Here is a 12,174-nt window from a genome sequence, read left to right on the forward strand (position 1 = left end):
ATAACCATTTTTCACACAACATACTTGTTCACTTGGTTTAAAATAAGGCGTATACTTGTTCACGAATTGTTCAAGGATTAATTAAATGTAATTTTTTAGAAAGAAGGAATTGGAAATGCGTGCTTTTCATTTTACGGAAGACGGATCTATCGAAACTAAATTAACCGGAAAAGATCTACTTGCCAACCCACTGCTGAATAAAGGAGTAGCTTTTACCCTGGAAGAACGGAAACAGCTTGGACTTGACGGTCTCCTTCCTCCTACGATATTAACTATTGAGGAGCAGGTTCAACGGGTTTACGAGCAATTTCAGAGCCAACCAGATAATTTGCGTAAAAATGTTGCGTTAAATGATCTTTTTAACCGGAATACGGTCCTTTATTATCGTTTGCTCTCTGAGCACCTAAGCGAAATGCTCCCGATTGTCTATACACCAACAGTAGGCCAGGCTATACAGGAATACAGTCATGAATATCACAAACCTGGTGGTATGTATTTATCTATTGATAATCTGGCGGGTATTGGAGAGGCTTTTAAGAATTTGAACCTAGACCCTGATGATATCGACCTGATCGTAGCCACAGATTCCGAGAGTATTTTGGGAATCGGGGACTGGGGAGTCGGAGGTATTAATATCTCTATTGGTAAGCTTGCTGTGTATACTGCTGCTGCTGGTATAGATCCTAGCCGAGTACTGGCAGTTGTTCTTGATGCAGGTACAAACAACGAGAAGCTATTGGAAGATCCTTTATATATGGGGAATCGTCATAAGCGTGTACGTGGAGAACAATATGACCAATTTATTGACACTTATGTTCAAGCTGCACTTTCCTTTTTCCCGAATGCCCTGCTGCACTGGGAAGATCTGGGCAATGTCAACGCACGGAACATTATCAATAAATACGGAAATAGTATTTTGACTTTTAATGACGATATTCAAGGTACTGGAGCGGTTACGCTCGCAGGTGTAATGTCCGGTGTTCAATTGTCCGGAATCCCACTGAGCAAGCATCGGGTTCTAGTCTTTGGCCCAGGAGCTGCTGGAATCGGCAATGCAGACCAAATTAGCGCAGCCATGATGCTGGAAGGACTGTCAGAAGCAGAAGCAAGACGTAACTTCTGGGCTTATGATTACCGTGGCCTGCTTACCAACGAAACAGAAGGACTTTTTCCATTCCAAGTCCCTTATATGCGTGATGTTGCAGAATGCCGTGACTGGGAACATGCTGAGGATGGCAAAATCCCACTGCTTGAAGTCATTCGCCGCGTAAAACCGACGATTATGATTGGTACTTCCGGTGTTACTGGGGCATTTAGTGAGGAAATCGTTAAAGAAATGGCCAAACATACAGAACGTCCTATTATTATGCCTATGTCCAACCCGACTCCACTGGCAGAAGCAACTCCGCAAGATTTGATCCACTGGACCGAAGGAAAAGCCCTCATTGCAACAGGAAGTCCTTTTGAGCCGGTGATCTATAACAATATTAAGTTTGAAATTGGGCAATCCAACAATGCTTTCGTGTTCCCGGGTCTTGGTCTTGGCGCAATCGTGGTAAAATCCAAAATTATAACAGATAGCATGTTTGCAGCAGCTGCCCATGCAGTAGCTCAAATGGTTGATTTGTCGCAGCCTGGTGCTTCCCTGCTGCCAAAAATCAATGAATTACGCGAAGTATCTGAAGCGGTAGCCGTGGCTGTGGCCAAGGCAGCAGTTCAGGATGGAGTAGCGCGTCATCAACCGGACGATATCGCACAAGCGGTTCGAGATGCGATGTGGGACTGCAAATATAAACCAATCAAACAATATGGTCAGGAAGCGGTCCTGGTTTAAAAAATAGCGACAACATCAAATTTGTACTTGCATACGCAAAGTGATTATTTAACTGATGTCCGCCATTTTTGGCGGACATCTTCATTGGAGGCGACATCATGGCTACAGGTCATATTTTTATTATCTTAATTCCTATTTTCTTTGTCATTTTAATTGGTTATTTCGCAGGATTGTTTAAGGCTTTTAACCCTGCTTCTTCTAAGGGATTAAATACACTCGTGACGAAGTTTGCTCTACCTGCACACTTGTTTATTGGTATTACGACGACACCAAGAGAGACATTGATTCAAAAGTGGCCCTTTCTTGTGGCTTTGCTACTTGGTGTAATCGGCTTTTATATTGTATTGCTCATTGTTTATCGCTTAATTGCCAAAAAAGGCCTGACTGAATCCTCCATGTTCGCATTGAATTCAACACAGCCTTCTTTCGCATTCATGGGAATTCCGGTTCTGGGAAGCTTGTTCGGAAGTGCGGCAGTCGCCATCCCTATTGCGATTACTGGGATCGTCGTTAATGCCATTCTTGATCCGCTTGCAAGTATTTTGGGAACGGTCGGTCAGCGCAAAACAACAGAATCCGACGGCACTAAAGGCAACTTATTTAAAGTCACTATGAAATCAGTCCTTCATGGACTCAGCGAGCCGCTTGCCTGCGTACCCTTGTTTGGTGTCGTATTGACTCTATGTGGATTCCACGCTCCGAAACTTTTACAATCCATGTTTGATCAAATCGGCAATATTACTGCTGGTACAGCCCTATTTGCCATCGGGGTAACCATTGGTATCAAAAAGATTACGTTCAGTCCAAAAGCACTTAGCATCGCTGTGCTGAAAGCCATCGTGATGCCTATTGTTATGCTCGGTATTGCTGTTCTGATAGGACTATCCCATGAGGATGTAACCAAAGCCGTACTGCTTGTCGCTTTTCCCGGCTCGGCTGTCGCCGCTATGATTGCTACCCGTTATGAAACACTGGAAACGGAAGCTGCATCTGCATTTGTTATTAGCTCAGTCTTATCGCTCATTTCACTACCCTTGCTCATTTCACTTCTTTTATAAGGGACAGAAACTTAAGAACCCTCAATGCAATCCAGGTATTTATAGGTATAAAGCATACCCGTTCGCTCTCATTTATCTTATTTTTTAAATATTGTTTGAACAATAAAATGATTTAGTAAGATTATTCGGAAAAACAACATAAAATCCAGTTTTGCCGACAAGCGGCGGTCCCATCGTTTCATTCACTAGGGGGCCGCCGTTCTTTTTAAATAACCTTCTTCTCTCCCTTTTAATAAATACCTAACATTTAGAAAGCAAATTGTCGAAATATATATGGGGTAGGTTGTATATGAAACTAAATTGCTAATTCAAAGGAGAAGAAAACGTGAAAAACTTGAAGTGGAGAACTATGTCCTTTTTTGGTAAAAATCTATTAATCTCTTTTCTTAACATCGTATTAATAGGTGCTATTCTCATCACATCCAGCTATATACTTCAAAAGAACATTCTCACCACGCAGCTGCAAGACCAAGTTAAAGTATTGACTAAAAAATGGGCAGAAGATGTTGACAAAACAAAAGTACAACAAGCATTAAGCGAAAAAGATTATAACGGTTCTGCTCAACAGGATTTACGCAAATTCCTAGATTCTATCCACACATTTTATCCTAATGTTGCCCAAGCTTACATATTTGGCACAGAACTAACAGAAGGAAATCAAACTTCCATTATTGGCGTTCCCACAAATTTAGTCCAAGCTTTCCAAGACTTGAAGTTGGATATTGGGGATATGTATACTCTTCCTGACGAAAATGCACAAGCTGTAAATAAAATGCTTCAATCCAATAAATCATCATTGAGCAGCTTTTACTCGGACGAATATGGTACATGGACTACCATTGTTTACCCAATTACAGATGAAAGCGGTAAAATCACAAGTGCGATATACTTTGACGTAGACGCGAGCTCTGTACCTACCGGACTTCATAAATTGCTTGTATATGGTGTGTCATTGCTCATTCTGTTCCTTGCGATCTTCTTAACGATCCAATATTTATTGGTAAAACGGACCCTATCCCCGATTCGTAGCTTGATGAAGGGAATTGAGGAAGTCAGCGAGGGTAATCTGAATGTAAAAATCAAGACAGGCGAGGACGACCTTGGCATTATCAATCAAAAATTCAATTCTATGATCAAACGCCTTAACGATACAATGGTGAAAGTACAGGATACGACACAAGAAGTTACGGGATCTGCCCAGGAATTGTTAAGCATTAGCGAGAAAAACAGTACGAATACGAACGTCATTAACAGCAATATTCAGGAAATAACCCAGGGACTTGAAGCTCAGGATCACGCAGCACTTGAAAGTTCCAGATCTATGAATGAAATGTCGACAGTTATCCAAACGATTGCCGAAAGCTCCTCTTCCGTAGCCGATCAAGCTTATTCTATGGAAAAACGCTCCGTTGAAGGCAATCAAGTAGCCCAAAAGCTTTCCGCTCAAATGGACTCCATCTCCACTACAATGGAAAGTACAGCTGATTCCGTTAATGCGCTGCAGAACCGTTCTAACGAAATCAGTAATATCGTCAGCATCATTACAGGCATTGCCAGTCAAACGAATCTGCTTGCACTGAACGCTTCTATCGAAGCTGCCAGAGTCGGTGAAGAGGGCAAAGGTTTTGCAGTCGTAGCGGGAGAAGTGCGTAATTTGGCTGAACAGTCTCAAGAGTCTGCCAAACAAATTGCAGAGCTCATTGAAGAAATCCAAAGAGAAATTGAGCAGACTGTAAAAGGCATCAGCCTTGGTACAAAAGAAGTTCACATTGGGCTGGAAGTTACGAAGCAGACAGGCGAAATGTTCTCTGAAATTTTAGATGCGTCTAATAAAGTGTCGTCACAAATTCAGGAGGTATCCAGCGCAACGGAGCAGATCTCGGCCAGCACGCAGGAAATGTCAGCTACCTCTGACGAGCTGTCTTCGACAGTTAGCAAAACAGTCGGCAGCAGCAAACAAATCGAGCATACCATTGGAGAACAGGCTGAGTCTATGGCTTCTATTGTCCAAGCTTCTGACAAGCTTACATTGATGTCCGGGGAGCTGGAAGAGCTCATTTCGTTCTTCAAGGTGAACCGGGAAGCCTAATTTTATAACTTCCAACTAACTCAAGATAACAATAAAGAACCTCTAGTCTGCATAGACAGCGAACTAGAGGTTCTTTGATATACTCTTACATACTTCTTTAGTTTAAAAATCCTTCCAAAGCTGAGGTTGGTTTACCGTCAGCCTGCCAAGCACCTTTGTTATAACCTTGATTGTAACCTGGAGTTGCAGCCGGCTCCCAATAAAATACCCCTGTACCTTTGCCGCCTCCGATGTTCCGAACCTTTGTTTTGATTGCAGAAATAAATGCCTTGGAAGCTGCAGGTTCGTTATATTCCATCCCGATTTCACTGATGACAATACCTTTACCGTATTTGGCAATGAGGCTATTGGCATTGGTAATCGTCTGGTCCACCTTGCCCTGCCAGTCAGAAGGAGACGGATACAGAGACAGCCCGATGAGATCAAACTGAGCTCCATTATCAATCAGTCCGCCGATATTCCAGTTCAACACGGAACCGTTATCCCCGTTGGCTAAATGTACTATCGTTTTGGTACTGCTGCTTACCGATTTTACAGCATTATTACCTGTATTGACGAGCCAGGCATAGTTTTTCATGTTCACCGAAGCTTTGCCGTCTTCCCAGAGCATTCCATTGTTCGTCTCATTACCGATCTGCACCCAGTCCGGTGTTACCCCCTTGCTTTTCATCGTGTTCATAACATAAACCGTATGAGACCAGACTGCATCCATGAGTTGTGTAAATGTAAAATTACGCCACGCATAAGGTTTGTTCTGTTGCCCTGGATCTGCCCAGGAATCACTATAATGTAGAGTCAGCATAACGCTCATACCCAATTTTTTAGCTCGCTGCGCTAGTTCTGCTGCCTTTTCGGCATTCATGTATCCGCTTGCATAATCTTTCATGTCAGGATTTACCCACACACGGATACGTACCGAGTTAATCTGATAGTCATCTCGCAAAATTTGCAGTATATCTCGACGAACACCCTTTTTATCCTTCCAAGTCATACCTTGCGCTTCCATTCCTGCTACCCAGCTTATATCTGCTCCTTTGGCGAAAGCAGGGGCGGCCGAAGCCGCACCCAACCCTACAGAGCCGAACGGATACAATAAGCTGGATAGCAAGATCAACATCGCAAATACCATCGTGCGGTTACCTGTTTTCATAAGTCATCTCCCATCCGAATTGTATACTTCTCATTGCCTCTGACCAATCTACCAGTTCCCTCACTCGGGAAAACGACAGAGATCACACTTTAATATCATGTTCTATTTATTGCGCTCTGTCTTTAAAACCTTAACAGCGTAGGCATCCAATTGAACGCTGCCGTCTTCTATCTCATGATTTTCAAGCATATCCACATAAGTTCGTCCATCCAACGTAATCTTTTGCGGCTCATACGTGAAATTCAGTATAAAAATATAATCATGAACCCCATCGGTACGAATCGCCGTATTCACTCCATGAGGCAACTTCACATTGAGCGCTTTACTGATTCCTGCATCATCAATTAAACTTCTGTAAAAATGACTGTGGAACAGTCCGGTGTTGCGTGATGCGATGTAATAAGCCTTTCCCTCTCCCAAACGGTTCACCGTCAAAGCCGGGCGTCCTGCATAAAAGTCTGAGCCGTACACAGCCAGTACCTCTGCACCCTCCGTATGAATGAGATCACACAATTCTACAGCTTCATACTCCCCTTGCAGATCCAGCTCATTGCCTTCAACCGGCAAAATGTGATTACGGTCATGATCATGCAATCCGTCAATCTCTTCCGACCAGATCCCCAGCGTCTTACGAAGCGGGCCCGGAAAGCCTCCAAGGAAGCACAAATCATGTTCATCTACAATACCAGACCAATAGGTTGCTACGAAAATGCCACCGTTTTCAACAAACTTCTGTATACGCTCCCCCACACCGCTGCGGACCATATACAACATCGGAGCTACCAAAAGTTTGTATTTGGAAAAATCTGCATCCATATGAATGACATCTACAGGCACTCCCTGTTCCCAAAGTGCCAAATAATGCGCTTCAGCTGTCTCCTCATATTTCACACCTTTGTTCCGCGGTCCCTGTGAATCGTTGATTCCCCAACGGTTCTCCCAGTCAAAAATGACTGCGGCCTCCGCCGGTACCGATGTACCGATAACCTCCTCCAGTTTTTCCAGCGCATTACCGACCTCTGTCACATCTCCAAATACACGAGTGTGCTCATGTCCGACATGATCGACAACCGCACCATGCAGCTTTTCACTCGAACCGCGGCTTTTCCGCCACTGAAAATATTGAACGGTGTCTGACCCGTGTGCCACAGCCTGTAAAGACGATAGCAGATGCATTCCTGGTCGCTTCAGCTTGCTAACGTCTTGCCAATTCGTCAAACTTGGTGTACTCTCCATGAGCATCCAAGGCTTTCCTCCCTTAATTGAGCGAATAATATCGTGCATCATGGCCACTTTAGCAGCCTGACGGCTATCATCTCCCTCACGGTCATGCCACGTTGGGTAACTATCCCAGGATATAACATCGAGCAGATCAGCAAACTTCCAGTAATTCAATCCTTCAAAAAACTCCATTAAATTGGTTGTGACCGGAATTGCTGGATTTGCAGCCTTGAGCGGCACAATCTCATGTTTGATAAAATCTGCGGTCTGATCGGTCACAAACCGTCTCCAGTCCAAATTCAGGGCATGGACCTGTGTTTCACCGTGAGGTGCTGGGGACTCAACTTGGCTCCAATCTGTAATCGTATGACTCCAAAAGGTTGTCCACCATGCGTGATTAAGCTTGTCCAGCGTACCGTATTTATCCTCGACCCAAGCACGAAATGCCTCCTGACAATAATCACAGTGGCAATCTCCACCAAATTCATTGGAAATATGCCAGCCAATCACAGCCGGATGGTTAGCATAACGCTCGGCCAGCTTCGTATTCATGATACGTACTTTTTCCCGGTAAACAGGCGATGTAGAACAGTGATTATGGCGAAACCCGTGCAGATTACGGACACGGTTAGCCTCCACACGCAGCACCTCAGGATATTTTTGTGACATCCAGGCTGGTCTTGCTCCACTAGGAGTGGCCAAAAAAGCATAGATTCCGTTCTCAGCAAACGAATCCAGAATACGATCCATCCACTCAAACGTAAATACACCTTCCTCAGGCTCCAATGAAACCCATGAGAAAATGCCGACAGACATCACGTTGCATTTGGCTAGTTTCATTAGACGGATATCCTCCGCTAACACGTCAGGGTAATGCTGCCATTGCTCCGGGTTATAGTCCGCGCCATGCAGCATACGTGGAACTCGCTCACTAATGGGAGGGTACTTGATTATGTTTTGCTTCGTCACTACAAATCATCTCCTTCTATGAATTCTGTTACTCTTTGACGGAACCTAGCGTCATACCTTTAACAAAATACTTTTGTAAAAATGGATATACAATGAGAATAGGCGCTGCACCAATGAAAATTTGCGCAGCATTAACCGTCGTTTGAGAAAGTAATTCCATCTCTTTGGGACTCATACTCATGGAACTCATGTCCTTCTGAATAATTACAGTTTGCAGGAACGTCGCCAGCGGATAGTCCTTTGCATTGCTCAAATAGAGCAGACCGTCAAACCAGGAGTTCCAATGAAATACCATACTAAACAGCGCAATCGTGGCAATGGAAGGCAGGGATATCGGTAAAAAGATACTAAACAATGTCCGAAAATGTCCTGCTCCGTCGATCAATGCGGCCTCTTCCATCTCTTTAGGAATTCCTCTAAAAAAGTTCAACATAAGGATGACCAAAAATGTGTTGACCGCTCCCGGCAAAACAAGTACCCAGAAGCTGTCCATAAGATGGATCTTTTGAATAACCATATAGAATGGAACCAGACCACCGTTAAAAATCATGCTGAATACGAACAACCATGAATATACGTTTCTGCTACGGAACACAGATGTTTCCTTTGAAAGTGGATAAGCAGCTAAAAAGGTAATAAGCAATGTTAAGCCGGTTCCCAATACAGTCCGACAGACAGAAATCCAGATAGAGTGCAGAAAAATTGGGTTATTCATCGTCTTCTTATAGGCTTCTAATGAAAATTGCACCGGCCACAGTCCAACCAGATTGGCATCTGCTGCTGATTTAGCACTAAATGATACCGCCAACACATGAATCAGCGGAACGATACACATGATGGACAAAATCACAAGCAAGCAAATGTTAAACACATTGAAGATGCGGTATGGCGTTGTTTTATGATACATGACTCTCCCTCTTTCAGCCTCGTGGAATCAAAATATGCGGTAACCTGCCCATTTGTAAGCAAGTCGATAAGATATCAGAATGAGAATCATACTGATAACGGATTTGAACAAGCCGATTGCGGTGGCAAAGCCCATTTCCCCATTGATTAACGCTGTCCGGTAGACGAATGTATCAATAATATCGCCTTTTTGGTAAACCAGCGGATTATAAAGGTTGAAAATCTGGTCAAAACCGGCATTCAGTACATTGCCAAGTGCAAGCGTTCCAACAACGACTACCATCGGAATTAACGAAGGTACAGTGATGTGCAGCGTCTGTCTCCAGCGGCTCGCTCCATCCATTTCAGAAGCCTCATACAACGAAGGATTAATACCCGCCAGTGCAGCAAGAAATACGATGGTGTTGTATCCGAACTCCTTCCATATATCCGATACAATGACAGTAAACCGAAACCAGTTATTTTCTCCCAGAAAAAAGATAGGCTGGATCCCGAAACTACCGAGAATACGATTCATAAATCCATCTGTAGCCAACAGGTCAATCAGAATTCCGCCCAAGATGACCCACGAAAGAAAGTGTGGCAGATAAACCAGTGTCTGAATGGATCGCTGAAGGCCGACCTTGCGAATTTCATTCAGCAGTATAGCAAAAACAAACGGAACCACCAGATTGAAAAACATCTTTAACACAGCAATAATTAGTGTATTCCAGACGACTTGAAGACTGTCCTCCCGTTGAAACAAAAAGCGGAAGTTATCCAGTCCAACCCACTCGGAACCAGTTATGCCTAGCCAAGGTTTGTAATTTTGAAAGGCCATCACGATGCCGCCCATCGGAATGTAGCTGAATACAATTAAGAAAATGATGGCTGGCAGCAGCATGATATGAAATGGCCACGTACGTTGCAGACTTCTCATTGCAGTTCCTCCTGTAACTCTCATGGTATACTTCAATTATAAAAGCGTTTTCGCTGTCCCAACAGTTCAAAAAACCAACATACATGGCACAAAAGCAATCATTTTTTAAGTTCGCCAAACGAATGAATTTTTTTTCACACACATCATAATAGCGCATTCATTTCTACTCAATCCTGATAAAGCTGTAGTAAAAAGGCTGTCCACCTTGGGACAGCCCTCCTAACTATTACAACATCATGATTTTACTTTTCGACGCTTTTATACCATTCGTTTACTTCATTTGTAATTTGTTCGCCACCAGCTGTTTTCCACGTCTGTACAAAGGTATCAAAAGCAGAGATCGGCTGCTTGCCATAAATAATTTCATTGAAGGTCTGACTTTCAATCTTATCCAGATAGTCCTTTTTAGCCTTCATGGTTGGCGTAGTAGGGCCCGTGAACTGATCTTTCATGGAGATATCCTTCTGTTCCATAAGCACTTTGGCAGCTGCAGGAGTATCTTTCCCGTAGTTCACCATTACATCTTTCTCCAGACGGGTCTTCGGTTCTGCGCCGTTAGCCAAACTTAACAAAGCCTTCATTTGGGCATCAGGTATACGCGCGCCATCACGAACCAGCAAATAACGAAAAGAGTTTACATAACCGCCTGGTATTTTATCGATAGACATTAGCTTTCCGCCCGCATCCAAATCATAATCGTAGCCCTTAAACAGCCCATTCGACAAATCACCGTCCGGTTTAGCATTAGCATAATGGTCAAACAAATAATTTTGATAAGTGAAAAAAGCTTCAGGATGCTGCATTTGTTTGTTGATTAGTACAACACCATTGGTATATTGCGTTCCGTGGCGCATGGCTTTGTTGTCAGGACCCGCTGGAATCTTGATCGGCTTCCACACGGCACCCGGCGCATTTTTGACTGTATCCTGAAGCGGCCAGCCGCTCATCCAATATGGTCCAGGAATCATACCGGCTGTTCCTGCGACTGTAGGTTCTGACGTTTTATTTTCATCCCACAATGCTGCTTCCTGAGGAATATATCCCTTTTTGAGCCACTCGCTCAGCTTTTGCAAACCCGGCTTCATGCCAGGCTGCACGGAGCCATATTCCAAACTGCCATCTGTGCCTTTGTTCCACTGCTGAGGTAGAGTGCCATATGCCCCGAAAATCCAGGATGGGTCACCCATCCAAGTGTTCATGGATGTTTTGAAACCGATGCTGAGCGGAATCACTTTGTTCGGAGCCAGTCCGTCCGGATTTTTATTTTTAAAGGCATCCATCACTTTTTCCAAGTCATCCATCGTCTCTGGAGCCTTCATACCCAGCTTATCCAACCAATCTTGTCGTACCCACAATACATAATCATGGTTATAGGCAAAATCAAGCACAGGAATGCCCATTTTTTTGCCATCTCGGCTATACTGATTCCATACGTTCGTATCCTGATTCATCGCCTGCTTCCAGGAATCCGAAGCGTACTTGTCAAACAACGGACCAGCCTCTGCAAACATACCGGAATCAATCATGTCCTGTGCCAGTTGCTCATTCTCCGTCCCCAATACAACCACGTCTGGCATCTCCTGACCGGAGGACATAGCCAATCGCAGCTTCGTAGCAAATGCACCATTCGTATCTGTGACGGACCAGAGTGATTTGATATTAATACCGAATTTCTCTTTAGCCCATTTTGTCGCAATGTTATTTTCGATAGATTCACCATTTTTAAATTTTAAGGCGGGATCTACACCCCATACCGTGGAAATTGTGACTTCCGGATTGTATTTTTCTTTGTATACGTTTTCAGTTTTAGCTGTGCTGTCCGCATTCCCACCATTTCCTGCTCCTGAGCAGCCCACAAGGCCAACTCCTAATACCATAGTTGCGGCGAGCAACGACAACAACTTTTTTTTCGAATGAACTCGCATATTGTTCCCCCTCTAAAAATCATTTTCTACTCTTTTATTATAAGAGGGCTTTTCTTCGCAGCCTATGTCACAAAATAAATATTTCTGCACCTTTCCCAACTGA

Annotated in this window: 8 protein-coding genes; 3 read left to right on the forward strand and 5 right to left on the reverse strand. The window is 43.8% G+C overall.

Annotation, left to right across the window (positions count from 1 at the left end; genetic code table 11):
* Window positions 1–115: 115 nt before the first annotated feature.
* The 3 genes from ACM1ND_RS17125 (at window position 116) to ACM1ND_RS17135 (ending at window position 4,981) form a co-directional block, all read left to right on the forward strand.
* Complete coding sequence (locus tag ACM1ND_RS17125) at window positions 116–1,834, forward strand: NAD-dependent malic enzyme (protein ID WP_338532538.1); 1,719 nt, start codon at window positions 116–118, stop codon at window positions 1,832–1,834.
* Window positions 1,835–1,932: 98 nt separating this feature from the next.
* Window positions 1,933–2,892, forward strand: a complete 960-nt coding sequence (locus ACM1ND_RS17130; RefSeq protein WP_025718424.1) for an AEC family transporter — start codon at window positions 1,933–1,935, stop codon at window positions 2,890–2,892.
* Between the two features lie 325 nt (window positions 2,893–3,217).
* Window positions 3,218–4,981: a methyl-accepting chemotaxis protein gene (locus tag ACM1ND_RS17135; protein ID WP_023989356.1), complete on the forward strand. Its 1,764-nt coding sequence runs from the start codon at window positions 3,218–3,220 to the stop codon at window positions 4,979–4,981.
* Between the two features lie 97 nt (window positions 4,982–5,078).
* On the opposite strand, the gene ACM1ND_RS17140 is transcribed toward ACM1ND_RS17135, so the two are convergent.
* The 5 genes from ACM1ND_RS17140 to ACM1ND_RS17160 all read right to left on the reverse strand — a co-directional run bounded on the left by ACM1ND_RS17140 (window position 5,079) and on the right by ACM1ND_RS17160 (window position 12,071).
* Window positions 5,079–6,131: a glycoside hydrolase family 53 protein gene (locus tag ACM1ND_RS17140; RefSeq protein ID WP_341057529.1), complete on the reverse strand. Its 1,053-nt coding sequence runs from the start codon at window positions 6,129–6,131 to the stop codon at window positions 5,079–5,081.
* A gap of 102 nt (window positions 6,132–6,233) precedes the next feature.
* Entirely contained in the window at window positions 6,234–8,321 is a 2,088-nt protein-coding gene (locus ACM1ND_RS17145; RefSeq protein WP_340958836.1) for a beta-galactosidase, read from the reverse strand.
* Between the two features lie 28 nt (window positions 8,322–8,349).
* On the reverse strand, window positions 8,350–9,228 hold the full coding sequence (locus ACM1ND_RS17150) for a carbohydrate ABC transporter permease (RefSeq protein ID WP_023989359.1): 879 nt from the start codon (window positions 9,226–9,228) through the stop codon (window positions 8,350–8,352).
* A 27-nt stretch (window positions 9,229–9,255) separates the two neighbouring features.
* Window positions 9,256–10,146, reverse strand: coding sequence for an ABC transporter permease (locus ACM1ND_RS17155; RefSeq protein ID WP_025718416.1), 891 nt, complete (start codon window positions 10,144–10,146; stop codon window positions 9,256–9,258).
* 242 nt (window positions 10,147–10,388) lie between these two features.
* Window positions 10,389–12,071 (reverse strand): extracellular solute-binding protein, encoded by a 1,683-nt coding sequence (locus tag ACM1ND_RS17160; RefSeq protein WP_053325734.1) that lies wholly within the window; start codon window positions 12,069–12,071, stop codon window positions 10,389–10,391.
* Window positions 12,072–12,174 lie beyond the last annotated feature (103 nt).

The sequence above is a fragment of the Paenibacillus sp. JJ1722 genome, from assembly GCF_048282685.1.
Lineage (GTDB): Bacteria > Bacillota > Bacilli > Paenibacillales > Paenibacillaceae > Paenibacillus > Paenibacillus polymyxa_B.

Excerpts from the sequence above, each read along its gene's own strand:
- ACM1ND_RS17125 (WP_338532538.1), top strand. The coding sequence starts at position 116 with ATGCGTGCTTTTCATTTTACGGAAGACGGATCTATCGAAACTAAATTA.
- ACM1ND_RS17130 (WP_025718424.1), top strand. The coding sequence starts at position 1,933 with ATGGCTACAGGTCATATTTTTATTATCTTAATTCCTATTTTCTTTGTC.
- ACM1ND_RS17140 (WP_341057529.1), bottom strand. The coding sequence starts at position 6,131 with ATGAAAACAGGTAACCGCACGATGGTATTTGCGATGTTGATCTTGCTA.
- ACM1ND_RS17150 (WP_023989359.1), bottom strand. The coding sequence starts at position 9,228 with ATGTATCATAAAACAACGCCATACCGCATCTTCAATGTGTTTAACATT.
- ACM1ND_RS17155 (WP_025718416.1), bottom strand. The coding sequence starts at position 10,146 with ATGAGAAGTCTGCAACGTACGTGGCCATTTCATATCATGCTGCTGCCA.
- ACM1ND_RS17160 (WP_053325734.1), bottom strand. The coding sequence starts at position 12,071 with ATGCGAGTTCATTCGAAAAAAAAGTTGTTGTCGTTGCTCGCCGCAACT.